This window comes from Rhodococcus sp. MEB041 (assembly GCF_030208955.1).
In the GTDB taxonomy this organism is placed as follows: Bacteria; Actinomycetota; Actinomycetes; order Mycobacteriales; family Mycobacteriaceae; genus Rhodococcoides.
The window spans coordinates 1-25,467 of the sequence record NZ_JARVSZ010000005.1; the positions used below are offsets into that span (position 1 = coordinate 1).

The window sequence follows — 25,467 nt, forward strand, 5'->3', positions numbered from 1 at the left end:
CGGCGGGATCGGGCTCGTCGGGAACGATGTCGTGGATCAGCTTCTGTACGTGCAGATACATGAGGCCTCCTCAGGCGTGGGGCGGAACTGCCGCCCACGCAGCACGGGTGCCCCGAGCCTGACCACCCTCAATCCTTCGGTGGTGTTCCAGTCTTCGAGGAAGGCTGTTGTGACTCACCACGTTTCACTGGTGTTACGCGCATTTATTGTTTTGTGATACACGCCTCACGGAGTCGTCCGAGCACATTTCGTCCGGAGAATGACAGGTATGACCTCTCCTATGGCGATCAGTCGTGACACCGCAGTGGGCCCGGAAGCCCGGTTGTCCTGGATTCTGTCCGGCCTCGCCGGGATGGTCGGCGCGGTCGCATTTCTGCATTCCGCGGGATACTTCGTCACCTTCATGACGGGAAATACCGAACGTGCGGTTGTGGGTCATTTCGGGGAACCCGCCGGCAAGGAGGTGGCGCCCGGCGCATCTCCCTGGGCTGCACTCGCTTTGATGGGATCGTTCCTGCTCGGTGTCGTCATCGCATCGATCTGCCGGCGGAAGTACTGGTCGAACCATCCGCACGGTGCCACCGTGGTGACGACGATCGCGCTCGCGGCAGCGGGATCGATCGATATCGCTCTGTCCGGGTGGTCGTCCGCCGACGTCAACTTCTATCCGATCCTTCTCATCGCTTTCGCGCTCGGTGCATTGAACACCGCCTTCACCAAGAAGGAAGAGACCTATATTCCGTTGAGTTACGTCACCGGAACGCTGGTCAAGCTCGGTCAGGGAATCGAACGCCATCTGTTCGGGGGCGGCACCCGCTACGACTGGGTCTGCTACGTGATGCTGTTGGGTTCGTTCTCGCTCGGTGGTGCGATCGGCGCATTCGTCGGTGTGGTCATCACGGGCCCCCAGGTGCTTCTGCTCGCCGCGGTGTTCAGCTTCGGCGCCACCATCTTCACGTTCACGCACACCGAGCGGCAGACGGTCTTCGGCTGACAGGTACCCCGCCGGCTCAGATCGCGCGGAAAGCTCTCCGCGCCGTCGCGGCCAGTGCTGCCCGTCGTCGGTCGTGATCGGACGCGCTCTCACCCGCGTGTGCGGTGTGGACGATCGCAGACTGCGCCCACGTGGCGGCGAGGGACACCAGCATCGACCAGAGATCCTCCGCCGAGAGGTCGTCGACGAGAACGCCCCGCTTCTGTGCGTCCCGGATGGCGTCCAGCTCGACACGACTCGCATCCTCGCGGTGTGCGAACAGCGGGCCGATCGGAGTCCGCTCCAACCGCGCCCACGTGAGCAGGCGCACCAGCTCGGGATCGTTCAGATACATGTCGTAGAGGGCCGCGACGTATCCGGGCAGGTCGTCCGCGTCGAGCGGGACGTCCGCCATGTCGACGTCCACCCGGTTGTCGAAGACCGCGTCGAACAGTGCCTGTTTGCTGCCGAAGTACGCATAGATCTGCGACTTGTTGATGGCGGCGTTCGCAGCGATGCGGTCGACGCGCGCCCCCGCGATGCCGTGCTCGGCGAACTCGGCCGTCCCTGCACGGAGTATTCGTCGTCTCGTCTCGGCGGCGTCACCCATGGGTCGAGCCTACGCAGTGACCAACTGGTTGGTCACTGCGATCGTTCTCGGTTACGCTTCCAACTAACCAGTTGGTTGCCACCGACCGGTCCACTTCGAAGGGACATCCAGTGAGAACCGTGGCCGCCTACAGCGCATCCGCACCCGGAGCCCCGTTGATCCGGGACTCGGTGGAGCGACGGGACCTGCGGGCCGACGACGTCGCCGTGCTCGTGAGCCACTGCGGTGTGTGCCATTCCGATCTGCACGCGCTCCGGGACGACGCGGGGTCCTTCCCGCTCACCCCGGGCCACGAGTTCGTCGGAACGGTGCTCGACGTGGGCAGCGGCGTCACGGACTTCGCCCCTGGGGACCCCGTGGCCGTCGGCAACATCGTCGACTCGTGCGACGTGTGCGACATGTGCGCTGCGGGGCAGGAGAACTACTGCCGTGAGTTCCCCACCCTCACCTACGGCGGGCGGGACCGCGTCGACGGATCGACGACGGCAGGAGCCTTCTCGGCGGAGTACGTCGTGCGGGATCGGTTCGTCTACCACCGGCCGAAAGGCCTCGATGCGGCCGCGGTCGCTCCCCTGATGTGCGCGGGCATCACGGTCTGGGAGCCGTTGCGCCGCTGGGGCGTCGGTCCAGGGTCGCGCGTCGGTGTGGCCGGAATCGGTGGCCTCGGTCATCTCGCCGTGCGATTCGCGGCGGCGCTGGGCGCCGAGGTCACCGTGTTCACCACCTCGTCGGCCAAGGCGGAGGAGGCGCGGGAACTGGGTGCTCACCACACCGTGCTGTCGACCGACGACGCCGCGATGGTGGCGGTGCAGGGCGGACTGGATCTCGTCGTCGACTGCATCCCGGTCGCTCACGATCCGCACCCGTACCTCGCGAGCCTGGCACTCGACGGAACCCTCTGTCTGGTGGGCCACCTCGGCTCGGTCTCGATCGAGACGGTGGACCTCCTGGTCGGTCGCAAGTCGGTCACCTCGTCCGGCAGCGGTGGTCGCCGGAGCACGCAGGAGATGCTCGACCTCTGCGGCGAACACGGCATCACCGCACAGGTGGAGGTACTGCCGTCGGCTCTCGTCGGCACCGCTCTGGACCGTCTCGAGGCCGGGGACGTTCGCTATCGCTTCGTGCTCGACATGAGTGATCTGACCGGCGACGCCACACCCGCACGAGGGTTGCCGAATCGGGACGCGGGGCATCCACGGTGTGACCCGACCACCGATCAGAGAGCAGGACCCCACGATGACGATGCCCAGTGATGCTGCGGACGCCGTTCCCGCCGCCGGAAGCAACGACGGGCCGCGCGAGCACGAGCAGGACACCGAGCACACGGCCTACGTCGACGAGGAGAACGTGCCGCACCCGGGGGACGCCAACACGGACTCCTGATCGACGATCGTGGGTATCTACATCAGCGGAAGGACGCTGACACTCACCATCGGGCACGACGAGTTGATCGTCCGTCAGCGATGGGAAGTCGTCAGTATCGTCAACGACATCGCGATCGCGGTGTGGTTCATCGTGGGCAGCGTGCTGTTCTTCAGTGAGTCGACGACCGAGATCGGCACTGTCCTCTTCCTCCTCGGAAGCATCGAGCTTCTGATCCGTCCTGTCATCCGCCTGTGTCGACGTGTGCACATTCGCCGAGTACGCGGCGCGACCGACGGAGTGGACAGCCTCGACTTCTGACAGCGGGACGATTCGACGAACGTGTCCACGACGTCGTTCAGTAGCTGTACGTGTTCGACGGCGCCTCCGTCGGTGTCACCGCTGTCACCCGGAGGTCCGGCGTCCACCGATCGTCCTCGGTGGCGCTGCCCGAGACCACGACACCTGTCACGATCCACCACTGATCGGCACCCGCGCTGCGCATCGACTCGGTGCCGGGACCCACGAGGTGCAGCCTCGTCGTCCGGGCGTCGGCGGCGCAGCAGATGATGAGGATGCGCGCCAGATCGACGCCGCCGTCCTCGCGGGGCATCGCGTATCCCCGGACCGCGATCTCGCGGTCGTCGAGTGTGCCCGCCGTGTCCGACCGGGCGCGCTGCAGGACGTCGATCATCGTCAATTCGGGCGTGCCGTCGGCCGGCAACGGGGGGAACGCTCGCCCGCCCGCGACGGTGATCGGCGGTTCCGTCTGGCGCTGTACGAACGATCCTGGTCCCAGCGCAGGGGGCGCGAGAAACAGGACGACCAGCGCCGGAGCGAGGAGCAACCACGGCATGCGGTGCGAGTGCGCGTGACCGTCGTCGTGCTCGTGCACACCGCCTGCCCTGATGTCGGAGACGATCGCCGCCGCCGCCAGCAGGAGGACGACCACCGCGCTGACGATCAGGTACGGGCCCAGCCCCGGTTTGACGTAGCGGACGTACGTGCCGTCGAGGGTGGTCTTCAGGACGGCGATGCCGAGAAACACCAGGATCAGGTTCTGCGTCTCCCGGCTCACGACGACAGTCCCGGGACGAGTACGCCGGCCAGGCACGCGCACAGAACCGCCGCGCAGAACACGACCGGTGCGAAGCGCACCGCGAACGTGCGTCCGAACGTTCCCGCGTGCATCGCGAAGAGCTTCACGTCGATCGCCGGGCCGACCACCATGAACACCAGCTTCGGGAGCGCCGGCAGGGTGGAGAAACTCGCGGCGACGAAGGCGTCGGCCTCCGAGCACACCGAGAGCACGACGGCGAGGACGGCCATGGCTGCGATGGCGAGCATCAGTTGTCCTGCCAGAGTATCGAACACGCTCTGCGGAACGACGACGTTCAGCATCGCCACGAACAGCGCTCCGAACGTGAGGTAGGCAGCGGACTGCAGGAGGTCCGCTCTGGCCGACTCGGCGAACACCGCCCAGCGGGGCGCGTCCTCGTCCGGGCTTCTCGCCTCGGCGAGCCGGCGCGTGATCCACGTCGGATCCGCGAAGCGCGTCCACAGACCTGCGACGACGACGGACGTCGCGAGCGATCCGAGCGCTCGCGCCACCACCATTCGTGGTTCGCCCGGAAAGGCGACGGCTGTCGAGACGAGCACGACGGGGTTGATCGCGGGTGCGGACAACAGGAAGGCCAGCGCGGGGCCGACGGGCACACCCCGGTCCAGCAGTCGACGGGCGATGGGGACCGATCCGCACTCGCACCCCGGCATCACCGCGCCGGACAGGCTCGCAGCGGTGATGGCCAGCGGCGTTCTGCGGGGCAGGATCCGCCGCACCATGGCAGGGGTGATCCACGCGGCGATTGCTCCGCTGACGAGCGTCCCGAGTACGAGGAACGGAATTGCCTGCACGACGACGCCGACGAAGATCGCTGCCGCGGTACTCGCCCGCGCGTTCGACATCACCACGTCGGACACGGGCACGGCGAGCAGTGCGGTGACCAGGACGATGCCGACGAACACCAGGGTGGAGGCGGACCTGGCCCGCGTCTCCGTCGCGGGGGTTCCGTCGCCCGGATCCGCCGCTGTGCTGTGGTCGTCGATGGAGCCACCCTAGGCCGACCGCAGACGCACTCGCGAGGTCGGCCGATTTCGCCGCGCGAGTACCGCAGGTTAGCCTGTGCTAACTCCACACCGTCGTGTGGTGGGCCGCCGGCGTATGTCGGCGGCTTCTCGCTGTCACACGAAGGAATCGTCTGTGGTGCACGCTGCTCGGCGCGTCGGCATTCTCGCCGCCGCCACCCTCGTTCTCGGTTCGCTCGTCGCCTGCGGCGCGTCCGAGGAGGTGACCGAGACCGCGGCCGCGACCACCGACGGCGGCACCACGTATCCCCTGACCGTCGACAACTGCGGTGAGACGGTCACGTTCGACTCGGCCCCGACCAGGGTGGTCTCGCTGGATCAGGACTCCACCGAGATCCTGCTGTCGCTGGGTCTCGCGGACCGCATCGTGGGCACGGCGTCGTGGACCGATCCGGTGCTGGACGAACTCGCCGACGCGAACGCCGGCGTGCCCCGGCTCGCCGACAACGCGCCCACCTACGAGGTCGTCGTCGATGCGGAACCCGATCTGGTGACCGCCTCCTTCGGTCGCCATTTCAGGCAGGGCGGCGTCGCAGAGCGGTCACGCTTCACCGAGACCTCGACCGCGACGTACCTCTCGCCGACCGATTGCGACAAGGGCCTGAGCGTCAACGGCGGCAACACGCGCACCACCCCGTTGACCATGGACTCGCTGTACCAGGAGATCACCGAGCTCGCGGCCGTCTTCGACGTCAACGAGCGCGGCGCGGAGTTCGTCGCCGAGCTGAAGGAGCGCATGGCCGCCGCGACGGCTCCGACGACGACCGACGGTGTGACGGTGGCATTCTGGTTCGCCGACACGAAGAGCCCGTACGTCGGTGGCGGTCTGGGCGCGGCGAACCTCCTGGCCACCTCTGTCGGAACGACCAACGTCTTCGCGGACCAGACCGACGACTTCCCCGCCGTCGGCTGGGAGACGGTCGTCGACCGTGATCCCACCGTGCTGGTGCTGGGAGATCTCACGCGAGCACGATTCCCCGGTGACCTCCTGGCCGACAAGATCGCATTCCTCGAGTCCGATCCGGTCACGAGCACGATGCAGGCCGTCCGTGACAAGCGCTACGTCTCGCTCCACGGCGCCGAGATGAACCCCTCCATCCGCACCGTCGACGGCGTCGAGAAGATGGTGGCCGGTCTCCGCGAGATGGGACTGTCGTCCTGACCTCCGCCGTCCTCGACACCGGGTCCCCGACGACCCCGCGTCGTGGTCGGGGACACACGGTCCGCGTCGCTGCGGTGTCGATCGGCGCGCTCGCTGCCGTGGTGTTCTCCGTACTGGTCGCCATCACTCTGGGGCCGGCGAACATCTCGATGGTCAACGTCCGCGACATCGTGCTGAATCACCTCGGTCTCGCGGACGTTCCCGTGAAGATGTCCAAGGACGCGATCGTCTGGCAGGAGCGGTTGCCCCGTGCTCTGGTCGCGGCGGCCAGCGGTGTCGGACTGGGTATCTGCGGTGTCGTCATGCAGTCGTTGCTGCGCAACCCCCTGGCCGACCCGTTCATCCTCGGGATCTCGTCGGGTGCCTCCACCGGCGCCGTGGTGGTCGGCGTGCTCGGCATCGGGGGAGCGGCGTTCGGGTTGTCGAGCGGCGCGTTCGTCGGTGCCCTGCTGGCCTTCGGGTTGGTGCTGTTCCTCGGCCGGCTCGCCGGGAACGGCACCGACCGCATCATTCTCGCGGGTGTGGCCGCGACGCAGTTGTTCTCGGCCCTCACGTCCTTTCTCATCTTCGCGTTCGCCGACTCCGACGAGACGCGTGGCGTGATGTTCTGGCTGCTCGGATCGTTCGAGGGTGTGCGCTGGAACGACGTGGCCCTGTGCGCCGGCGTCGCCCTGGTCGGCGTGGCGTTGTGCACTCACCATGCGTACGTGTTGGACGCCTTCACCTTCGGTGACTCCGTCGCCTCCTCGCTCGGATTCGACGTCCGACGAGTGCGACTCGTGCTGCTGGTAGGCACCGCCCTGGTCACCGCGACATTGGTCAGTGTGGCGGGAGCCATCGGCTTCGTCGGTCTGGTGCTGCCCCACGCAGCGCGATTGCTGGTGGGTCCGAACCACAGTCGCCTCGTTCCGGCGACCGCGATCATCGGCGCGATCTTCATGGTGTGGGTCGACGCGGTCTCGCGCGTCGCGTTCGCGCCCACCCCACTGCCGGTGGGAGTGGGAACCGCACTGGTGGGCGTTCCCGCCTTCATCGTCATCATGGCGAGGCGAGGTCGGGACCGATGACCCTCCACGCACGGGACGTCTCGTGGAAGAGAGGCGCCGCACTCGTGGTCGACGGTGTGACCCTGACGCCGGAACCGGGGGACGTCGTCGGGCTGCTCGGTCCGAACGGATCGGGCAAATCCTCGCTGCTGCAGCTGATGTCCGGAGCGACGAACCCCACGTCGGGGGTGGTGCATCTCGACGGCGACGACGTGTCGTCCCTGCGCCGCCGCGACGTGGCCAAGGCCGTCGCCGTCGTCGATCAGGACACGCACACCGACGTGGACGTCACGGTCCGAGACGTGGTGCGGCTCGGGCGGATCCCACACCGCGGCATGTTCGGCGGATCCGACGGCGACGAGCTCGCCGTCGACGAGGCTCTGGCGCACACCGGTCTCGAGGACAAAGCGGATCGGCTGTGGCGCAGACTGTCCGGTGGCGAGCGCCAGCGCGTGCACATCGCGAGGGCGCTGGCGCAACAGCCGCGCGAACTGCTGCTCGACGAGCCGACCAACCACCTCGACATCCACCACCAACTCGAGATCCTGGCACTGGTCGCCCGGCTGCCCGTCACCAGTGTGGTGGCCCTGCACGATCTCAATCTGGCCGCCATGTTCTGCGACCGGGTGATGGTGCTGAAGAACGGCCGCGTCGTCGCCGGCGGTACCCCCGAGGACGTGCTCACCGAGGAGCTGATCGCCGACGTCTACGACGTGCGGGCGCGCGTCTCGGTCGACGCGCCCGGCGGGCGTGTACACGTCCGATTCGAACCCGGAGCGGTGCAGCGCGTTCCCGCCGGGTGACCGCAGGGTCGCTGTCCCGGGCGGTTCCTCGGCGCCGGCGTCATCGAGGTCCGGGTCCGCGGCGATCTCGACGGGCTCGGCGCCGCAGCGCTCGGACTCGGGGGTACGGCTCGCCGGACGGGACCACCACGGGTCCCGACGGGCTCCGATCGATGCATCGCGATCCGTTCCTTCGGAGCCGCCGGGAACTGCGGACGAGGATCGGGCGCATACTTACCGGATGCCCCCCAACGCGAAGCGCACGATTCTGAGCAACGGCGCCGACCGCGTCACCGTCTTCCACGACGGGAGGGTGAAGGTCACCTCGAGTTCGCACGTCTGGGACATCGTCGACCGCGGCCGTCACAGCGCCCTCGGCCAGTACGTCACCCTCGCGCCCGCACCGGCCCGCCACGCGGACGTTCGGGCGGACGACCGCGAGGCCGCACCGGGCACCCCCGACTTCGTCGCGGAGCTGGATCCGGAGCTCGGATCGGCCGTCGCCGGAACCGCTGCGGCCACCAACGGAACCTTCGTCCAGTTCGTGCACGACGGGACCATCATCGTCGGCAACGACGGTCGCGACCTCGCCGAGACGTTCAACACCGGCCGTGAGGCCACGGAGGAGGCGGCGGCGGAACGCGGCGGCGCGGTGACCGTGACGTTCAAGGGGTCCTACCGGCCGAGAGACGTCCGAGACCACGACTGGCTCATCGAGATCCCGCCGAAGGAGAAGCCCTTCAGCAATCGTCTGTACCGCGGGGACTACGAGAACCCCGAGAACAAGGTGGGTCCCCACCGCAGGTAGTCCACCGGCCACCCGCAGCACCGCCCGTCAGTGCGTCGGATAGTGGCTGCGCCACCGTTCGAGAAACGTCGTCAGCTCGGCTACGCCCGACGACGCAGGTGAGGTGGTACGCCAGACCACGTGACCGTCGGGACGGACGAGCACGGCTCCCTCCTCACCGACCTCGAGGAGGTCTCTCACTCGACGCCGGTCCTCGGGATCCGGCACGTCGAAGGGAGCCACCACGACACCCGGGCTCGGGACACGGTGATCTTTCAGCTCGTTCTCCCACCGGTTGCCGTCCAGGCCGACGAGCGTCAACGAGGTCGGGTCGATCAGGTCGTGGATGCTCGCGGTGGCACCGCCGATCGACACCACCGCGTGGGGAAGCCGGGCGCCGGGGTAGGTGGTGGGGAGATAGTCGACCACGTCCTCGGGCGGCCGCACTGCAGAGTCGTCGTCGGCGACGAGGTCGCTCGTGTGCAGATAGCCGAACTGCAGACCGGTGGAGACGAAGTGTTCGATCTGACCGGGCAACGCCTCCGCGATCTGCCCGCGCAGTGCCGTCGAACCCGGAGCCCGAGGATGCAGTCGCCGCGCTCGACGCATCTGCCGACGCATCATCGCCGTGGCCATCGGCGCGACGAGCCGGTCGGGGAGCCACACGAGCGGTGCACGTGCCGCGACACGGGTCGCGACCGCGAGCATCCTGTTGGTGATGCCGATGCGTCCACCGATGTCGTCGAGCCGGAAATGGTTGGCCACACTCTGCTCCGCGAACTTCTCCACCACCGGTCGGCGTTCCGTCTCGTAGGTGTCGAGCAGAGTGGGAGAGGCAGTGCCGGACAGCACCGCGTCGAGCTTCCACGCGAGATTGTGCGCGTCCTGCACCCCGGAGTTCAGGCCGAAGCCGCCGGTGTGCGGGAACCGATGCGCAGCGTCACCGAGGAGCAGGAGCCGCCCGCGGCGGAACGAGTCCGCGGTCTGCGAGGTCATCACCCAGGTGCCGGTCGACTCCAGCTCGAAGTCTTTGTCACCGAGCACCTTCGGCAACATGTCGGCCCAGAACTGGCGGCTGTTCGCGGCGATCTCCTGGGCCGGGTGCAGGTAGGCCGTCATGAGGATGTACCGGTGATCGGCGTGCGAGATCAGGACGCCGCACAGATCCGGCGTGTAGATCCAGCTCAGAAGTGGACGAGCGTCGTCCGGGAACAGCGTGTGCGAGGTGAAGAACGCGCTGCCCATGTTCGCCAGGACCGGCCCGTCGAGGTCGATTCCACTGGCATCGCGAACAGGGCTGTTGGCCCCGTCGCACCCCAAGACGTACCGAGCGGTCAGCTCTCCGTCGTCATCTCCACTGCGCGTTCGCACTCGGGCGACCTCGGGTGTGGACTCGACATCCAGAACCGTGACGCCGCGGCGGAAGTCGATGAGCGGGTCCTCGTCCAGCGCGTTCCACAGCACGGGCATGAGCAGGTGCTGTCCGATGTGCGAGACCATGTACGGGCTCTGGCTCTCGACGACTGCTTTCCGCTCGGGATCGGACAGCAGGTCGATGGACCCGATGGGGCCGTCGCCGATGCCGCCGAACCAACTGATGAGGTTCACCTCGTCGTGCGGAGGCGACATCGACGCGATGACCGACGCGAGATCGGGGCTGTACTCGTGCCAGATCTCGAGCGTGCGGGCATTGATCACGTGTGCGGCCGGATGGAAGAGCGGCGTGGCTCGACGCTCCAGGACAACGGTGCGGATACCCCTGCGAGCCAACAGCAGTGCGGCTGTGGCGCCTGCCGGTCCCGCGCCGACGATCACCACCGGAGTCGTCATCGGACGACGGTCCGCTGAGTGCCGAGGTCGATGGTGCCGTCGGCCGTGCGGATGGTGGCGGTCACGACGTCGTCGACGGAGAGATAGTGGGGATTGCGCGCCTGTCGAGCGAAGAAGATCTTCCACTTGACCGCCGGCGGAAGGAGTTCGCCGAACTTCTGCACGATCTTCGGTGGGGCGGAGATGGCGGTTCCGACGGGCGTGCCCGTCAGGAGAACGTCTCCTGCGGAGAGGGATTGGAAACGAGACAGGCGGGTGAGTGCCTCGGCGGGTGGCGTGATCAGGTCATCGCCGATGGTCTGATCCTGACGGACGTCGCCGTTGACGGACAGGGTCATGTGCAACTCGGGAAGCCGCGCCCAGTCCGCTGCGTCGAACAGGACGAGTCGCGGGCCGAGTGGCGTGAAGGTGGGATAGGACTTGCTCTCGTAGACCTGGACGCGGGTCAGCTGGATCTCGCGCGCCGACACGTCGTCGGCCACGACCACCCCCGCGGCGTAGTGCGGCAGGGTGTCCTGCGTGACCGTGGTCCCGACAGGGACGTCCGCCCCGATGACGATGCCCAGCTCGATCTCGTGATCCAGCAGGGCGACCTCGGCGGGTTGGCGGATCGGGTCGTTGGGGCCGCTGATGGAGGCCGACGATTTCCGGAAGAACGTGGGGTACAGCGTTGCCGGGTCGGCTCCGATGTCCAGCGCGTGCGACCGGTAGTTGAGCAACTGAGCCACGACGCGGCACGGTGCGGTGATCGGCGAGAGGACGTCGAGATCCGCCGCGACGGCGTCCTCGCCGTGTGCGCTCTCGACGGCCGCACGATCGGCGAGCAGATCACGGGTGGTGTCGGCCGTGGTGTCGATGCGGGCCGCGGTCTCACCGTGCAGGCGCCACCATCCCTCGGCAGTGCGAACAATGTTCACGGGCATGGTGATTCGCTTTCTCGAGAAGGGATCACAAGGTACGGAACGAGATGGTCTTCTTGTTCGCCACGACCGGCCGGCCCGGCCTGGTCCCGGCCTCCCGCCGCCGCAGCTCCTTCGGCGACTCGCCGTTGCGCAGTCGGCTCAGCAGGTAGTCGGGATCGATGTTCACGCCGATCGGATTGCGGGCGAACTCGTCGCTGTAGAAGAACGCCGCGGTGTGATCCGGGTCGAAGTTCTCCACCTGGAACTCGAGTCGGATGCCGTCGGGATCCTCGTAGTAGAGGGAGATGGTCGGGCCGTGGTTGATGGACCAGACCGGGCGGATGCCCTGGCGCTTCAACCGCACGTAGTTCTCGAGCAGCCGTTCGAGGGACGTGAAGGTCAGCGCGATGTGGTCGATGCCGTAGACCTTGCGCTTGAGCCTCGCGAGCGGGAAGAGAAGCCGCAGAACCGGGGGCACGGCGATGATCGCCAGGCGGTGCGACTCGTCGTCCCAGGTCAGGAACGTGATCTCGTCGTCCTGATACGCGACCTGCGCCCCGAAGACGGTGCCGTACCACCGCACCATCTCGTCGGTGCGAGTCGATTTCACCACCCAGTGGGCGATGCGATCCGGTCCGTACCTGCCGAGACCGGCCGAGCCGGTGTGATCACCCGTCGCGTTCATCGTCGCCTCTCGTCGTGGGGAAGTGACCGCGACGCTACGAGCACTTTGACTATCAGTCAAGAAATTGACTCGTGCTCGAGGTGCAGGGCGGGGTGCACTACCCTCGGTGCCATGTCCGCGAACCCCCCCGACGGCGCGCGTCGTCCGCGACGGGATCGTCGACAGGCACTCATCGATGCGGCCATCGCCCTCATGAGCGAGGGCGGCGACGCGGACATCAGCGCGGCCGCCATCTCCCGGCGGGCCGACGTGGCCCACGGGTTGCTGTTCTACTACTTCACCGACAAGCAGGGCCTGGTGGCCGCGGCGCTCGCAGACGTGTTGTCGCGCTTGGTGCATCACCAGAGTCCGAGGGCGGACGAGCAGACTCCGGAGCAACGCCTCGACGGTTTCGTCCGACGGCACATCGAGTTCCTGGAGAACCATCGGACGCTGTACGTCCGCGTCGTCGTCGAGGGCGTGCTGGGCGATCCGGCCGTCGAACGGGCACTCCGCGAGGCACGTGCGGCAGGCGCGCGTCAGGTGGCGGACATCGTCGGACTGGAGCAGCCCCTGACTCCGGTGATGCAGACGGCGGTCGTCGCCTGGACGGGATTCCTCGACCGGGCGGCCGACGAGTACGTCGAGCGCGACGACCTGTCGCTCGACGACGTCGTGGACCTCGTGGTGAGAGCCTTCGGCGTGGTCACCGGGCACTGACGCCGCGCATCCCTCGTGGCGGTGGGCACGTGCACAACGCATCGTGCGGCGCCGTGTCGCGACAGCCATCGTGCGCGACGCTCCCGAAGGCCACACTCGAGTGATCGATACCGTCGGCCGGCGAGGAGTGGCCCGTGATCATGATGCTGCGCTGGGTCCTCCGCATGCACTCGTTCGGACGGACGGCGCGAGTGGGTGATCCTCTCGAGACACGGTTCCGCGTACTCCCGGCGGATCTCGACATCCTGATGCACATGACCAACGGCCGGTACCTGTCCGTTCTGGACGCGGCACGCATCGCGTACTACGCGAGAACCGGTCTGTGGCACCAATTCCGCGTGCGGGGCTGGAGTCCCGTCGTCACGGCGCAGAGCATCACCTACCGGCGCTCGCTGACCTTCCCGCGTGCGTATCGCGTGCGGACCCGTCTGATCGGTACCGATGCCAAGAACCTGTACTTCGAGCAGGTCTTCCACATTCGCGACGTCGACCATGCCACCGCGGTGGTGTCCGTCCGACTGACCGATCGGGGCGGCGGGTCGGTGCCGCCGGCGCGGATCCTCGCTCTCGACGGCACGTTCGTGCTGCCCGACCGCATCCCGACAGCAGTCGCGGAATGGTCGGAGTTCGCCCGTCACCACCACGCAGGGAAAGAGGGTCAGTGATGACATCGTCCGGGACCACCACGAGTTCCGACCACCACACGCTGGCGGTCGTCGGCTCGGGTTTCGCGGGAGTCGGAGCAGCGATCGGGCTGGCACCGTTGCACCAGGGGAGCGTCGTCATCTTCGAGCGCGCGGCGACGCTCGGCGGGGTGTGGCGCGACAACGACTATCCGGGTGCTGCGTGCGACGTCCAGAGCCTCCTCTATTCGTTCTCGTTCGCTCCCAGCCACCGGTGGCGTCACACCTACGCACGGCAGCCCGAGATCCGCGAGTACCTCGACCGGGTGGCGCGGGACCACGGGTTGCTCCCGCGACTCCGGACGCAGTGCCCGGTCACGTCCCTCACCTGGGACGCGAGCGCGGCGCGATGGACTCTCGAGACGCCGCGCGGGACGTCGACCGCGGATCACGTCGTTCTCGCCACGGGATCCCTCGCCGACCCCTCTCTCCCCGCCGTCGACGGCATCGAGTCCTTCGCGGGTCCGATGTTCCACTCGTCGCAGTGGGACCACGACACGGATCTGACGGGTATGCGCGTCGCCGTCGTCGGTACCGGTGCCTCCGCGATCCAGTTCGTCCCGAGAATCCAACCGCTGGTGGAGTCCCTGACCCTGTTCCAGCGCACGGCACCGTGGGTGATGCCGCGCGACGACAAGCCCATCTCCGCACGCACGCGGACCCTGCTGAAGTCGGTTCCCGGATACCAGCGTGCTGCGCGCGCGGCCATCTACCTCGAGCGGGAGGTGAAGCTCCTGGCCTTCCGGCACCCTGCGTTGATGGCGATCGGGGAGCGCGAGGGTCGTGCGCACCTCGCACATGCCGCGAGCGATCCTGTTCTGCGGCAGAAACTCACACCGGACTATCGGATGGGCTGCAAGCGGATCCTGTTGTCCGACGAGTACTACCCGGCCCTGGCGCAACCCAACGTGTCCGTCGAGACGGCGGGCGTGGCGACGGTGACTCCCACCGGAGTGATCGACACGAACGGCACCGCGCACGAGGTGGACGCCGTCATCTTCGGCACCGGGTTCGACACCAGTCGACTTCCGCTGACGGACAGTGTCTTCGACGGGTCGGGTCGATCGATGGCGGACACGTGGGGCGACAGTCCGCGGGCCTACCTGGGAACGACCGTCGCGGGATTCCCGAATCTCTATCTGATGCACGGACCGAACATCGCACTCGGCCACACGTCGGTGATCCTGATGTTCGAGTCTCAGATCGCATACATCGAGAAGGCGATGCGTCGTGCGATGACCGCACGCGGTTCCATCGAGCCGACCGCCCGGGCGCAGGCCGAGTACTCGACCGACATCGACGACCTCACCGACGGGACGGTGTGGACGAGCGGTGGGTGCTCGAGTTGGTACCTCGACCCCGCCGGCCGCAACAGCAACCTCTGGCCGGGCAGCATCCTCGGGTATCGACGCCGTGCCGAGCGATTCGACGAGAAGCACCACGCGGTCCACGCGGACACGGTGCCGCGATGAGCGAGCCCGTCGTCCTCCTGCACGGACTCGGCGGGTCGCCTGCGATCTGGGATCGCGTTCGACCGCTGCTCACCGGTACGGTGCTCGCGCCCGAGATCGCGGGTACCGCGTCGATCGAGCAGGACGCCCTCGACATCGCCCGGGCGGTCCGGGCCGCCGGCATCGGTCCCGCTGTCGTGGTGGGGCACTCGCGTGGCGGACTCGTCGCCACGTCCCTGGCGGAGCAGTTCCCGGGCCTCGTGACCCGTCTGGTGCTGGTCGCGACTCCGCCGACCACGGCGAGTCGGCTGACGGCCAGAGGTGTCTCCGAGATGGTTCTCGGTGTGCCGGTCCTCGGCGCCGCGGTGTGGACGATGCTGCCCGAGCGCAGGCTCCGGTCCGGTCTCGCGTCGGCGTTCGCCCCCGGTGGTCCGGTTCCGGAGTTCGCGGTGCGGGACCTCGTCGCGACGGGACTGCGTCGGTTCCGCGCGTCCTCGACGGCGATCGACCACTACGTGACCGAAGCGCCGCTGAGAGAACGACTGTCGAGACTGTCCGTCCCGGTCTCACTGGTGTACGGCCTGAACGACCGACGTGTGGATCCGGCCGCGATGGCCGACAGTGCAGGCGGCCCGCGCACCACCGCGTATCCGCTGCGGCGCGAGGGGCACGGTGCCCCGTGGAGTTCGGCCGGTGCCGTGGCCGCCGTGATCGCCGGCGACGCGCACCCGAGCGAGGCCGTCCGACCCACTTCCACGGTGGCTCCGCGACTACGCCCGGTCCGGTGGACTCCACCGAGCGCGCCGGCCCGAGCACGGCAGGTGACGAGCAGGGAGCCGGTGGCGTCGATCCGGCGTCTCGAACTACCGGGCCGCGGGCCGGAGGACGTCAGGCTGGACTCGCGGGGGCGAGTACTCACCGGCCTGGAGGACGGGCGCATCGTCCGGGTCACCATCGACGACACCGGTCACGGCGTCGAGACTCTCGCGCACACGGGAGGTCGACCGCTCGGCATCACCGTCGTCGACGACGCCACGTTGCTGGTGTGCGATGCCGAACGAGGTGTTCTCCGCGTGGATCTCGGCACCGGGGTGGTCGATGTCCTTCTCGACCGACTCGACGGCGAACCGATCACCTTCGCGTCGAACATCGTCCAGGGGCGGTCGGGAAACATCTACTTCACGGTGTCCACCCGGCGGTTCGGGTTCCACGACTTCCTGGCCGATCTCCTCGAGCACTCCGGCACGGGCCGGCTGGCGGTGGTGTCGCCCGACGGCGCCGCGCGCACGCTCGTCGACGGTGTCCAGTTCGCCAACGGGCTGGCGGTCTCGGACGACGAGGATTCCGTCACCGTGATCTCGACAGGCGACTTCGCCGTACTGCGGTACCCCCTCGTCGACGGTCACGCCGGACCGCCGCATGTCGTCGTCGACAATCTGCCTGCCTTCCCCGACAACGTCTCGGTCGACGGTGACCTTCTGTGGGTGGCCCTGGCGACGCCGCGCAGCACACTGCACGATCGGGTCGCGCAGCTCCCCGGCATCGTCCGGAGGTTCGCGTACCGCCTCCCCGAGAGTGTGCGACAGGGCGAGTCCACGACGTGGGTGATCGCTCTCGACTCCGGCGGTACGGTCGTGCACGACCTGCAGTCGGCATCTGCCGAGTACTCGATGGTGACCAGCGTGGTCCGACGCGGCACGCAGCTGATTCTCGGAAGCATCACCGAATCCGCGCTGGCGGTCGTCGACCTCCCGCCCACGTCACAGGGGAGAGTCGAATGGTGAGCCGCCTCGACGGCCAGGTCCTCGTCGTCACGGGCGCGGCCGGAGGCATCGGTTCCGCGACGGCGCGGCGGTGCTCGGACCTCGGTGCGATCGTCGTCCTGCTCGACGTGGACGAGGGCGGTCTGACCCGCACCGCGCGGTCGCTGACGGGCCCGTGCGACACCCACGTGCTCGACGTCCGGGACGCCGATGCCTGCCACCGAGTGATCGACACCGTCGTCGCCGAGCGGGGGCGGGTCGACATCGTGTGGGCCAATGCCGGTGTGTCGGAGTACGGTCCGCTCGACCTTCTGCCCGACGGAGCGTGGAAGCGCATGATCGACATCAACCTGGTCGGTGCCCACAACATCGTGCGGGCCGCGCTCCCGGCTGTCCTGGTCTCGCGCGGCCACATCGCCTTCACGTGTTCCTGGGCGTCCTTCGCTCATCAGCCCGGCCACTCGGGCTACGCCGCGGCGAAGGCCGGGCTGGAAGCGTTCGCGAACGCCCTGCGACTGGAACTCAGCGGCACCGGGGTGCGCGTCGGATCCCTGCACCCGGGATGGATCGACACGTCGATGGTCACGGGAAAGATGGCGCAGCCCGCGTTCGCGGCCCTGCTCGCCGCCCTTCCCGGCCCGTTCGGTGCGGTCAGCCCCGTCGACGACATCGTTCCGCACATCGTCCGCGCGCTGGAGCGGCGGTCGTCGCGCATGGTGTACCCGAGAGCCGGTCGCGTCCTCCTCGTCCTCCGTGCCGCGCTCCCGACGGCACCGTTCACTGCGCGGAGTCGAGCAGCAGCTCCGCGGATTCGTGCGCTCGCTGCTCGGGATGTGCGACGCTCGTGAACCGGACAGGCAGGGTGGTGGAAGAGGAGGCGCGATGAGCGACCGGACGGGTACTCCGCGGGAGCGGGAGATCGCCGCGCGCATCGCCTCCCTCGTCACCGACGCCGAGGAGCAACTCGATGCCGTCGCGTCGGACCTGACGTCGTTGTACCGCAGAAGCATTCCGGTGTACGACTCGGTGGCGCACGAGGAGGTACAGCGCAACACGCGCGCCGTCCTGGACATCGTGCTGTGGCGAGTGCGTAGCGATGCACCTGCCGTGAACGAGCGGGACGTCGCCGATCTGGTCCGGCGGTGGGCCGATCAGCGGATCCCCCTCGAACTCGTCGCACACAGCATTCAGCTCGGTGCCCGCGAGCTGTTCAAGATGATCCGGCGCAACGCCGTCGAGCAGCAGTTGTCGACCGATGTCATCGACGACATGCAGGACATGATGTGGGAGTGGGCCACGTCGTACTCGGCCGCCGTGAACACGGTGATGCAGGAACGAGCGGTCACGGGTGCCACCCGGCGTGCGGATCTCATCCGGCAGCTCGTCGACGGGTCGTACGTGCCCGCGTCCGTCGAGCGGGACGCCCGTGAGCACGGTATCGCGCTCGATCACCACTACAGCGTCGCCTGTGTGACCTGGAACGACTCGTCGATCGTGTCGGACATCCGGTCGATGCTGCGACTACGTTGCGGCACCGACGATCTCGGCGTGGTGGACGCTGTCATCGACGGCTGTCTCGTCGCCCTGCTGCCCGTGGTTCCGGACCGCCTCGCGGCCTCGGTGGCGGTCGGTCTGGGCGATGCTCGACCGGCCACGGACGCGCGCGCGTCGTACGGGCAGGCGCGGCACGCACTCGACCTCGCCACCCGCTTCGCGAGGACTGGGGTGGTCGACCTGGCCGCACTCGGACCGCTTCCTCTCCTCGCGCTGGGGGAGGAGGCCGCGGATCGACTCGCGTCCGCGCATCTGACCACGGTGGCCGAACGCGGCGAGGCGGGTCGCGAGATCCTGGACACCGTCGCGGCGTACCTCGACCATGATCGGCGCGTCGACGACACCGCCGCCGCCCTCTACGTGCATCGCAACACCGTGCGCAACAGGGTGGCGCGTTTCGGTGATCTGACGGGCCTCGACATCGACCGGACAGCCGATCTCGTCCTCGCGTGGTGGCTACTGACGCGTGAGCGCAGCGCGCGCTCGGCTCTCCAGGATCCCCCGCTCCAGTAGTGGAACCGTCTTCCGCATCTTCGGACGGAGAATCGCGTCCCACAGCGAGCCGGTGAACACACCGCGGATCTTGTCGACGCCGCGCAGAGCGCCCGGCACGTACACCTTCCGGCGGCGCCGGACGATGGCGTCGACGAACGCGTCGGCGCAGTCCTCGACGTCGGTGACGACATCGAACGGCCAGGGCAGTTCCTCGATGCTCGCCCGCACCGACTCGATGCTGTGCTGCGACTCGAACATCGGAGTCCGGACGAATGCGGGATGCGCGACCCCGACGCCGACGCCCTTGTGTGCCACCTCGAGGCGCAGTCCGCCGCCGAATGCCTCGACACCCGTCTTGGCGGCCGCGTAGGCGGACTGGCCCGGCACGGTCTTCAGGGCGGCCGCGGACGAGACCAACAGATAGAAGCCGCGCTGTGCGGTCACGGCGGGCAACGTGGCGTGCACGGTGCGGATGACGCCGTTCAGATTGATGTCGACGATGCGGGTCAGTGTCTCGACGTCGCTGATGGCGACGGTGCCGGCCTCGGCGATGCCCGCATTGGCCACCACCACGTCGAGGCACCCGTACTCCGAGAGGATCTGTGCAACAGTTGATTCGAGTGACGCGGTGTCCGTGACGTCGGCGGTCACGGCCAGGTGCCGGCCGTGAGCGCTGGTGTCCAGGCTCCCGATCACCGATGCGGGTATGTCGGATCGGTCCACGAGCACCACGTGCGCGCCCTGCGACGCGAGTCGGCGTCCGGTCTCGAGACCGATCCCGGACGCACCGCCGGTGATGAGTACGACCTTGCCTGCCATCGATGCCATCTGCTGTCCTTCACGGGTCGTCGTTCGCGGTCCCCTCAGCGTCGCCCGGCGAGCAGCCCCGCGACAGGTGCGTGACTCCACGTCGGGTCGGCCTGCGCTGTGCAGCCGCACAGCGAGCTATCGACCGGTCTGCGTAGGCCTGACGCCGATCGGGTACCCCGCGGAACGACGACAGGAGCAACTCACGTGAGTACGGACGATCTCGACCCCGGTGTCGCCGCGGCCGTACGGTCCCGCATCGCGTCCGCTGGTGAGATCCCGCTACCGGGGTCCGGTGCGACCAGGCGACGCTGGGATCTGCTGGCCGCGTGGTGCCGCGACGACGCGGTGGTCGGCCGGTTGCTCGAAGCCCACTTCGACGCCGTCGCCATCTGCGCGGAGCTGGGTGGTCCCGCGACCTCGTCCGAGCAGATGTGGGGAGTGTGGGCCGCAGAGACGCCGCCGCCCGTCAACGCGGTCTCCGACGAGCACGGTTCCTGGTCGCTGACCGGCCGGAAGATGTGGTGCTCGGGCGCCCACAGTTGCTCGCACGCGCTGGTGACGGCACGGGCGGGGGAGGACTCCGCCTTGTTCGCCGTGGCGCTGGACAGCGGCACCGTGACCCCTGAACCGAACACGTGGCACGCGACGGGTATGCGCATGAGCGATTCCGGCGCAGTGTCTCTCGCGGGAACGCCCGCGGTCGCGGTGGGGCAACCGGGTGACTACACCGCGCGTGCCGGATTCTGGCACGGTGCGATCGGGGTGGCCGCCTGCTGGTTCGGGGTGGCACTCGCCGTCGCCGACCCGCTCTACCGCCGGGCCGCTGCGGACCGGGCCGGACCGCATGCGCTCGCGCACCTCGGAGCAGTGGACGCGGCACTGACGGCCTGTGTCAACACCTTCGACGTCGCTGCCGACGAGGTGGACCGAGACCCACTGGCTCTGGACGAGGCGAGAGTCCGCGCCATGCGGGTTCGCGCCATCGTGGAGCGGGCCTGCACCGAAGTTCTCGACCGGGTCGGCCGCGCGCTGGGTGCGGCACCCCTCGGTCTGGACGCGGAGCACTCCCGCCGGGTGGCAGACCTGACGACGTATCTTCGCCAGAGCCACGCCGAGGTCGATCTGGAGAACCTGGGCCGGGCGGTCGCGGCGTCGGGTTCCGCATCGTGAGTGTGGACAGGTTCGCGGAACGCCCGGTGGCACAGCGTGGAACGCCGGAGTCCGTGTGGCGCGAGAACGGTCCGACGTACCCCGACCTTGTCCACGACGGGCTGGCGCATCTGGTCCTCGTCGCTCCGCACCCTGACGACGAGGTCCTCGGTCTGGGCGGCTGGGCATCGATGCTGGCCGCATCCGGTGTTCCGGTGACGGTGGTCGCCGTCACCGACGGGGGCGCGTCTCACACCCCCACGCCCGCGCGGTCGCGCGCCGACCTGGAAGCGGTGCGCAGAGCCGAGAGTGCCTCGGCGCTGGTGGATCTCGGTATCGTCGACATCCGTCGGCTGAGCATGCCCGACGGACAGGTGGCCGAGCACGAGCGCGCCCTCGTCGACGCTCTCGTCGACGTGCTCGACACCGTGGGGCGCGGTACGACGGTGTGGTGCGCGACGACGCTGCGCGGCGACGGCCACCCCGATCATGAAGCGGTCGGGCGCGCGTCGGCCGCGGCGGCGAGCCGGAACGGGTGCACGCTCGTCGAGTACCCGGTGTGGATGTGGCACTGGGCAGAACCGGGGGACGAGGCCGTGGACTGGGAGTCGGCCCGCACGATCACGCTCGACGCGGACGCGATCGCGCGCAAGGAGGTAGCGGTGAGCAGATTCGTCAGCCAGACGACTCGGGACGGGAACGAGGACGAGATCCTCCCGCCGTGGGTTCTGGAGCGGCTCCTGCGTTCTCACGAGACGGTGTTCGTGTGAGCGGGCAGGCCGGAGGCCGGTCGGAATCGGGCGGGCAGGCCGGAGGCCGGTCGGAAACGGGCGGGCAGGCCGGAGGTGTCCCGGCGAGTTATTTCGAGCGCATGTACGAGGCCGATCCGGACCCGTGGGGGTTCGAGAGCCGGTGGTACGAGCGACGCAAGTACGCCCTCACGATGGCGATGCTTCCGAACGAGCGGTACCGGTCGGCCTTCGAGCCGGGGTGTTCCGTCGGAGTTCTGTCCGAACTCATCGCGGGCCGAGCCGATCGCCTGCTGTCCACGGACATCGCGGAGGCACCGTTGCGTCGCGCGCGGGAGCGTGGGATTCCGAACGTGGAGTTCCGCCGAGAGTCGCTGCACGACGGGTGGCCGGACGAGCAGTTCGATCTTGTCGTGCTGAGCGAGATGTGTTACTACGTCCACCCGGCGGAGCTCGACGCTCTGGTGTCGAAGGCGGTCGATGCGGCAGAGCCCGGCGGAACCGTGTGCGTCGCGCACTGGCGCCACGACGTTCCGGAGTACCCGAGCACTGCGGCCGAGGTGCACACCGCGTTCCGCGCGTCACCGCACCTGCTCCTCCGGGCGGAGTACCGCGACGACGACGTTCTCGTCGACGTCTTCACGCGGGGTACCGGCGCACACTGATCAGGCGGTGACGGGAGTCGCCATCTCGTCGAGGAACGTGGCGAAACCACCTGTGGTGCGCGTACTGGTGCGGGCCGACGTGGTCACGCACGGAGCGCCGGTGCGGCGTATGCGGTACCCCCGGCGTCCGAGTCGCGCGACCAGATCGACGTCCTCGTGGACGGCGAGCGCACGGAATCCGCCGACCGCACGGTAGGCGTCGGCGCGCACCGCGAGGTTGGCTCCGTGGACCTGCAGGAGACCGCGTCGTTCACGGTCCGCGTAGTCGCGCCGGAATCGCCGGAGCACGACGGGATCACGCAGGCCCTCGTCGACGCGCACCGGTCCGGGGACGACGTGTGCCTGCGCAGCGCACGCCACGATCGATCGGAAGTGGCCGGGGTCGACCAGCGAATCGGCGTCGGTGTTGACGTACCAGGTGGACGATCCGGCGCTCGACGTCTCGGACCGGAACCCCAGGGCCCGTGCAGCTCCCACGTTCGCGACGTCCGTCGTGACGCACCGGACGCCCCCACCCACCACCTCCGCGGTGCGGTCACTGCAGGCGTCCAGCACCACCACCAGTCGGACGGGGACCGGCGACAGCGTGCGAGCGGTGCGCAGGGCATCGAGGCACGCAGACAGCGACGCGTCCTCGTTGTGGGCGGGCACCACTGCGACGATGCGCTCGACCCGGGCCGGCGTGAAATGCACACCTGTGAAATGCCCGATTCCCATCGTCGCCAATCATGCGCGGCGCGCGGTGCTGTGCGCGCTACGCCGTGCGGTGCGCGCGGCGCCGCATGGCGGGGCGTACCGCCTCCAGGACCGCGATACCCACTGCCGCGGAGACGAAGGCGAGCACGGTGTAAGACACGTTGCCCGCATCGAGCTCGAAGAAGCGGGCGAGCGGCGGCACGGTGAAGATGACCGCGTAGGCCGCCACGGACACGGTCAGCAGCGTCACCTTCCACCACTGCATGGGCCGGGCCACCGTCCCGAGGACCCACATCGCGACGACGATCAGCGTGATGAGCGCCGAGGTGCTCGACTGGATCCGGTCCGCCCGCGAGGCATCGGGTCCGTCGTAGGTGGCGAGGTAGGTCGCGAACGTGGCGACACCCACCACCAGTCCGGCGGGGACCGCCTTGCGCAGCACCCGAGGGACGAAGCCGGAGCGGGCCCGTTCGTTGTTCGGCGCCAGCGACAGCAGGAACGCGGGAATGCCGATGGTGAACCACGCCGCGATGGTGACGTGGCGGGGAAGAAACGGGTAGGGCAGCGGGTCGACGTTCACGACCAGGGACAGCAGACCGGACAGCCCGACGAGGACCGCGAGCACCACCGAGTAGACCGTCTTGGTGAGGAACAGCGTGGAGACCCGTTCGATGTTGCCGATGACTCGTCGACCCTCGGCCACCACGTGGGGCAGCGTCGAGAAGGCGTTGTCCAGCAACACGATCTGCGCCACGGACCGCGCCGCGGGACTTCCCGCGCCCATGGCGACACCGATGTCGGCCTTCTTCAGTGCGAGAACGTCGTTGACGCCGTCACCCGTCATGGCCACCGTGTGACCACGGCTCTGCAAGGCGGTGACCATGTCCCGCTTCTGTTCCGGGCGTACCCGTCCGAACACGGCATGACGCTCCATGGTGTCCGCGAGATCGTCCGTGTTCGACGGGAGATTGCGAGCGTCGACCGCATCGCCCGACGGCAGCGCGTCGAGCGACCCGGCCACCGCGCCCACGGACACCGCGTTGTCGCCGGAGATGATCTTGACCTGGACGGCCTGATCCGCGAAGTAGTTCAGTGTGTCGCCGGCGTCCGCCCGGATCTTCTGCTCGAGCACGACGAGGGCTCGGGGCGTCACGACACCCGGCGCGTCGGCGTGATCCATCGGGAGGTCGCTGGTGGCGAAGAGCAGCACCCTCTTTCCGGCCGCACCCAGCTCGGTGGCGCGTGCGGAGGCCTCCGATACCGGATCCAGCAGCACGTCCGGAGCACCGATCAGGAAGTTGCCCGCGTCGGGGAAGGAGACTCCGCTCCACTTCTTCTCCGACGAGAACGGAGCCCGCGCGGACGCCGTCCGGGCAGGCGCGGTCGGAAGCGCGTCGGCGACGGCGATCATGCTGGCGTTCGGTCGATCGTCGTCGGCGACGACGGCGGACAGGTCGCGCCGGACGTCCTCGTCGGACTCGGCCGACAGCACGAGGAGGTCCGACATGACCATCGCGTTCTCGGTCAGCGTTCCGGTCTTGTCGGCGCACACCACGTCGATACGGGCCAGCCCCTCGACCGCCGGAAGCTCCTGCACGAGGCACTGTCGACGTCCGAGGCGGACCACGCCGACGGCGAAGGCCAGTGAGGTGAGCAGGACCAGTCCTTCCGGCACCATCGGGACCAGCGCCGCCACCATGCCGTTGAGCGCGGGGCCGAGCGGCTGGCCCGTGACGACGAGCTGGTTGACGACGATGACGATGCCGGCCGGGACCATCACCCGGGTGATGTGGCGGAGGATGCGGTCGATACCGGACCGGAGTTCGGAGTCGATGAGCGTGAACTTGCCTGCCTCCTCGGCCAACTGGGCCGCGTACGCTTCCCTCCCCACCTTGGTGACGCGGTAGGCTCCGCGGCCGGCGACGACGAACGACCCGGAGAACACGGAGTCGCTCGGGGTCTTGGTCATCGAGTCGGACTCACCCGTCAGCAGTGATTCGTCGACGTCGAGCGAGTCCGCCTCGATCACGTCGCCGTCGACGATGATCTGATCGCCCGGACCGAGTTCCACGACGTCGCCGAGCACCACCTCGTGGGGAGCGAGGTCCCGTGCACGGCCGTCTCGTCGCACGAGGGGCCGACTCTGGCCCACGATGGCGAGCGCGTCGAGGGTGCGCTTCGCGCGCAGTTCCTGGATGATGCCGATCCCGCTGTTGGCGACGATGAGCAGACCGAACATCGCGTCGATGATCGATCCGGTCGACAGCACGATGACGAGAAGTACCGCCAGAATCGCGTTGATGCGCGTGAAGATGTTGCCGCGCAGGATGTCTGCGACCGACCTCGAGGAGCGGGCCGGCACGTCGTTGGACCGACCCTGCGATGCGAGGGTCTCCGCTTCCGCTGTGGTGAGTCCGACTGCGGTGGGGACGTCGCTCGACAGCATGAAGGGGAGCCTAGTGGGTGTCG

Annotated in this window: 27 protein-coding genes; 18 read left to right on the forward strand and 9 right to left on the reverse strand. The window is 68.4% G+C overall.

Translation table 11 applies throughout. The annotated features are described in order from the left end of the window. The coding region (locus QRN16_RS14040; RefSeq protein ID WP_285187602.1) for a hypothetical protein at window positions 1–217 on the forward strand (217 nt) is incomplete at its 5' end. A gap of 51 nt (window positions 218–268) precedes the next feature. Continuing rightward, the gene (locus QRN16_RS14045) at window positions 269–994 is read left to right on the forward strand and encodes a YoaK family protein (protein ID WP_222626983.1); all 726 of its coding nucleotides are present in this window, start codon (window positions 269–271) and stop codon (window positions 992–994) included. 16 nt (window positions 995–1,010) lie between these two features. Here QRN16_RS14045 and QRN16_RS14050 read toward each other — a convergent pair whose 3' ends face one another. Continuing rightward, the gene (locus tag QRN16_RS14050; RefSeq protein ID WP_285187607.1) at window positions 1,011–1,583 is read right to left on the reverse strand and encodes a TetR/AcrR family transcriptional regulator; all 573 of its coding nucleotides are present in this window, start codon (window positions 1,581–1,583) and stop codon (window positions 1,011–1,013) included. 110 nt (window positions 1,584–1,693) lie between these two features. On the opposite strand from QRN16_RS14050, the gene QRN16_RS14055 reads away from it, so the two are divergent. The 3 genes from QRN16_RS14055 to QRN16_RS14065 are packed head-to-tail and all read left to right on the forward strand — an operon-like array spanning window position 1,694 to window position 3,266. After that, window positions 1,694–2,836, forward strand: a complete 1,143-nt coding sequence (locus tag QRN16_RS14055) for an NAD(P)-dependent alcohol dehydrogenase (RefSeq protein ID WP_285187609.1) — start codon at window positions 1,694–1,696, stop codon at window positions 2,834–2,836. Beyond that, window positions 2,820–2,966 carry a hypothetical protein gene (locus QRN16_RS14060; RefSeq protein ID WP_197027715.1) on the forward strand — a complete coding sequence of 49 codons (147 nt, stop codon included), beginning with the start codon at window positions 2,820–2,822 and terminating at the stop codon, window positions 2,964–2,966. The genes QRN16_RS14055 and QRN16_RS14060 overlap by 17 nt, the downstream gene beginning before the upstream one ends. A 9-nt stretch (window positions 2,967–2,975) precedes the next feature. Then, window positions 2,976–3,266 (forward strand): YrhK family protein, encoded by a 291-nt coding sequence (locus QRN16_RS14065; protein ID WP_285187612.1) that lies wholly within the window; start codon window positions 2,976–2,978, stop codon window positions 3,264–3,266. Window positions 3,267–3,303: 37 nt separating this feature from the next. Here the strand turns inward: QRN16_RS14065 and QRN16_RS14070 are convergent, their stop codons facing one another. After that, window positions 3,304–4,023: a TIGR03943 family putative permease subunit gene (locus tag QRN16_RS14070; RefSeq protein WP_285187614.1), complete on the reverse strand. Its 720-nt coding sequence runs from the start codon at window positions 4,021–4,023 to the stop codon at window positions 3,304–3,306. Next, the gene (locus QRN16_RS14075; protein WP_285187616.1) at window positions 4,020–4,970 is read right to left on the reverse strand and encodes a permease; all 951 of its coding nucleotides are present in this window, start codon (window positions 4,968–4,970) and stop codon (window positions 4,020–4,022) included. The genes QRN16_RS14070 and QRN16_RS14075 overlap by 4 nt, the downstream gene beginning before the upstream one ends. Window positions 4,971–5,205: 235 nt before the next feature. Here QRN16_RS14075 and QRN16_RS14080 point away from each other — a divergent pair, with 235 nt between their 5' ends. The 4 genes from QRN16_RS14080 to QRN16_RS14095 all read left to right on the forward strand — a co-directional run bounded on the left by QRN16_RS14080 (window position 5,206) and on the right by QRN16_RS14095 (window position 8,888). Continuing rightward, a complete protein-coding gene (locus tag QRN16_RS14080) occupies window positions 5,206–6,252 on the forward strand; it encodes an ABC transporter substrate-binding protein (RefSeq protein ID WP_285187618.1) in 1,047 nt (348 codons plus the stop codon). Window positions 6,253–6,326: 74 nt separating this feature from the next. Further along, window positions 6,327–7,319, forward strand: coding sequence for a FecCD family ABC transporter permease (locus tag QRN16_RS14085; RefSeq protein ID WP_374107185.1), 993 nt, complete (start codon window positions 6,327–6,329; stop codon window positions 7,317–7,319). Continuing rightward, window positions 7,316–8,101, forward strand: a complete 786-nt coding sequence (locus tag QRN16_RS14090; protein WP_222626986.1) for an ABC transporter ATP-binding protein — start codon at window positions 7,316–7,318, stop codon at window positions 8,099–8,101. The genes QRN16_RS14085 and QRN16_RS14090 overlap by 4 nt, the downstream gene beginning before the upstream one ends. 220 nt (window positions 8,102–8,321) lie before the next feature. Further along, entirely contained in the window at window positions 8,322–8,888 is a 567-nt protein-coding gene (locus QRN16_RS14095) for a hypothetical protein (protein ID WP_222626987.1), read from the forward strand. A gap of 27 nt (window positions 8,889–8,915) precedes the next feature. Here QRN16_RS14095 and QRN16_RS14100 read toward each other — a convergent pair whose 3' ends face one another. The 3 genes from QRN16_RS14100 to QRN16_RS14110 are packed head-to-tail and all read right to left on the reverse strand — an operon-like array spanning window position 8,916 to window position 12,284. Further along, window positions 8,916–10,697, reverse strand: a complete 1,782-nt coding sequence (locus tag QRN16_RS14100) for an FAD-dependent monooxygenase (RefSeq protein WP_285187623.1) — start codon at window positions 10,695–10,697, stop codon at window positions 8,916–8,918. Then, window positions 10,694–11,620 (reverse strand): fumarylacetoacetate hydrolase family protein, encoded by a 927-nt coding sequence (locus QRN16_RS14105; RefSeq protein WP_285187625.1) that lies wholly within the window; start codon window positions 11,618–11,620, stop codon window positions 10,694–10,696. Before QRN16_RS14105 ends, QRN16_RS14100 begins: the two co-directional genes overlap by 4 nt. A 25-nt stretch (window positions 11,621–11,645) precedes the next feature. Then, window positions 11,646–12,284, reverse strand: coding sequence for a VOC family protein (locus QRN16_RS14110; protein ID WP_285187627.1), 639 nt, complete (start codon window positions 12,282–12,284; stop codon window positions 11,646–11,648). 111 nt (window positions 12,285–12,395) lie between these two features. On the opposite strand from QRN16_RS14110, the gene QRN16_RS14115 reads away from it, so the two are divergent. The 6 genes from QRN16_RS14115 (at window position 12,396) to QRN16_RS14140 (ending at window position 18,947) form a co-directional block, all read left to right on the forward strand. Next, entirely contained in the window at window positions 12,396–12,983 is a 588-nt protein-coding gene (locus QRN16_RS14115; RefSeq protein ID WP_285187629.1) for a TetR/AcrR family transcriptional regulator, read from the forward strand. Window positions 12,984–13,123: 140 nt separating this feature from the next. Beyond that, on the forward strand, window positions 13,124–13,648 hold the full coding sequence (locus tag QRN16_RS14120; RefSeq protein WP_235578830.1) for a thioesterase family protein: 525 nt from the start codon (window positions 13,124–13,126) through the stop codon (window positions 13,646–13,648). Further along, a complete protein-coding gene (locus QRN16_RS14125; protein ID WP_285187631.1) occupies window positions 13,648–15,138 on the forward strand; it encodes a flavin-containing monooxygenase in 1,491 nt (496 codons plus the stop codon). Before QRN16_RS14120 ends, QRN16_RS14125 begins: the two co-directional genes overlap by 1 nt. Further along, entirely contained in the window at window positions 15,135–16,901 is a 1,767-nt protein-coding gene (locus QRN16_RS14130; protein ID WP_285187633.1) for an alpha/beta fold hydrolase, read from the forward strand. Before QRN16_RS14125 ends, QRN16_RS14130 begins: the two co-directional genes overlap by 4 nt. After that, entirely contained in the window at window positions 16,895–17,728 is an 834-nt protein-coding gene (locus QRN16_RS14135) for an SDR family NAD(P)-dependent oxidoreductase (protein WP_285187635.1), read from the forward strand. Before QRN16_RS14130 ends, QRN16_RS14135 begins: the two co-directional genes overlap by 7 nt. 34 nt (window positions 17,729–17,762) lie before the next feature. After that, the gene (locus tag QRN16_RS14140) at window positions 17,763–18,947 is read left to right on the forward strand and encodes a PucR family transcriptional regulator (protein WP_285187636.1); all 1,185 of its coding nucleotides are present in this window, start codon (window positions 17,763–17,765) and stop codon (window positions 18,945–18,947) included. On the opposite strand, the gene QRN16_RS14145 is transcribed toward QRN16_RS14140, so the two are convergent. Further along, on the reverse strand, window positions 18,891–19,757 hold the full coding sequence (locus tag QRN16_RS14145) for a short-chain dehydrogenase/reductase (protein ID WP_285187638.1): 867 nt from the start codon (window positions 19,755–19,757) through the stop codon (window positions 18,891–18,893). The two genes, QRN16_RS14140 and QRN16_RS14145, sit on opposite strands and share 57 nt — an antisense overlap. Before the next feature lie 186 nt (window positions 19,758–19,943). On the opposite strand from QRN16_RS14145, the gene QRN16_RS14150 reads away from it, so the two are divergent. The 3 genes from QRN16_RS14150 to QRN16_RS14160 all read left to right on the forward strand — a co-directional run bounded on the left by QRN16_RS14150 (window position 19,944) and on the right by QRN16_RS14160 (window position 22,302). Further along, window positions 19,944–20,909, forward strand: a complete 966-nt coding sequence (locus tag QRN16_RS14150) for an acyl-CoA dehydrogenase family protein (RefSeq protein ID WP_502944004.1) — start codon at window positions 19,944–19,946, stop codon at window positions 20,907–20,909. Next, entirely contained in the window at window positions 20,906–21,658 is a 753-nt protein-coding gene (locus QRN16_RS14155; RefSeq protein WP_285187640.1) for a PIG-L deacetylase family protein, read from the forward strand. The genes QRN16_RS14150 and QRN16_RS14155 overlap by 4 nt, the downstream gene beginning before the upstream one ends. Window positions 21,659–21,759: 101 nt before the next feature. Continuing rightward, on the forward strand, window positions 21,760–22,302 hold the full coding sequence (locus QRN16_RS14160; RefSeq protein ID WP_285188982.1) for a class I SAM-dependent methyltransferase: 543 nt from the start codon (window positions 21,760–21,762) through the stop codon (window positions 22,300–22,302). On the opposite strand, the gene QRN16_RS14165 is transcribed toward QRN16_RS14160, so the two are convergent. Continuing rightward, the gene (locus QRN16_RS14165; protein WP_285187642.1) at window positions 22,303–23,019 is read right to left on the reverse strand and encodes a glycosyltransferase family 2 protein; all 717 of its coding nucleotides are present in this window, start codon (window positions 23,017–23,019) and stop codon (window positions 22,303–22,305) included. A 37-nt stretch (window positions 23,020–23,056) separates the two neighbouring features. Continuing rightward, window positions 23,057–25,444, reverse strand: coding sequence for an HAD-IC family P-type ATPase (locus QRN16_RS14170; RefSeq protein ID WP_285187644.1), 2,388 nt, complete (start codon window positions 25,442–25,444; stop codon window positions 23,057–23,059). Window positions 25,445–25,467 lie beyond the last annotated feature (23 nt).

Bases quoted from the DNA above. Each gene is read 5' to 3' on its own strand.
- QRN16_RS14060 (WP_197027715.1), top strand. From the start codon at position 2,820: ATGACGATGCCCAGTGATGCTGCGGACGCCGTTCCCGCCGCCGGAAGC.
- QRN16_RS14100 (WP_285187623.1), bottom strand. From the start codon at position 10,697: ATGACGACTCCGGTGGTGATCGTCGGCGCGGGACCGGCAGGCGCCACA.
- QRN16_RS14115 (WP_285187629.1), top strand. From the start codon at position 12,396: ATGTCCGCGAACCCCCCCGACGGCGCGCGTCGTCCGCGACGGGATCGT.
- QRN16_RS14170 (WP_285187644.1), bottom strand. From the start codon at position 25,444: ATGCTGTCGAGCGACGTCCCCACCGCAGTCGGACTCACCACAGCGGAA.
- QRN16_RS14140 (WP_285187636.1), top strand. From the start codon at position 17,763: ATGAGCGACCGGACGGGTACTCCGCGGGAGCGGGAGATCGCCGCGCGC.
- QRN16_RS14160 (WP_285188982.1), top strand. From the start codon at position 21,760: ATGTACGAGGCCGATCCGGACCCGTGGGGGTTCGAGAGCCGGTGGTAC.
- QRN16_RS14095 (WP_222626987.1), top strand. From the start codon at position 8,322: ATGCCCCCCAACGCGAAGCGCACGATTCTGAGCAACGGCGCCGACCGC.
- QRN16_RS14045 (WP_222626983.1), top strand. From the start codon at position 269: ATGACCTCTCCTATGGCGATCAGTCGTGACACCGCAGTGGGCCCGGAA.
- QRN16_RS14145 (WP_285187638.1), bottom strand. From the start codon at position 19,757: ATGGCATCGATGGCAGGCAAGGTCGTACTCATCACCGGCGGTGCGTCC.
- QRN16_RS14125 (WP_285187631.1), top strand. From the start codon at position 13,648: ATGACATCGTCCGGGACCACCACGAGTTCCGACCACCACACGCTGGCG.
- QRN16_RS14090 (WP_222626986.1), top strand. From the start codon at position 7,316: ATGACCCTCCACGCACGGGACGTCTCGTGGAAGAGAGGCGCCGCACTC.
- QRN16_RS14110 (WP_285187627.1), bottom strand. From the start codon at position 12,284: ATGAACGCGACGGGTGATCACACCGGCTCGGCCGGTCTCGGCAGGTAC.
- QRN16_RS14165 (WP_285187642.1), bottom strand. From the start codon at position 23,019: ATGGGAATCGGGCATTTCACAGGTGTGCATTTCACGCCGGCCCGGGTC.
- QRN16_RS14130 (WP_285187633.1), top strand. From the start codon at position 15,135: ATGAGCGAGCCCGTCGTCCTCCTGCACGGACTCGGCGGGTCGCCTGCG.
- QRN16_RS14105 (WP_285187625.1), bottom strand. From the start codon at position 11,620: ATGCCCGTGAACATTGTTCGCACTGCCGAGGGATGGTGGCGCCTGCAC.
- QRN16_RS14120 (WP_235578830.1), top strand. From the start codon at position 13,124: ATGATGCTGCGCTGGGTCCTCCGCATGCACTCGTTCGGACGGACGGCG.
- QRN16_RS14135 (WP_285187635.1), top strand. From the start codon at position 16,895: ATGGTGAGCCGCCTCGACGGCCAGGTCCTCGTCGTCACGGGCGCGGCC.
- QRN16_RS14050 (WP_285187607.1), bottom strand. From the start codon at position 1,583: ATGGGTGACGCCGCCGAGACGAGACGACGAATACTCCGTGCAGGGACG.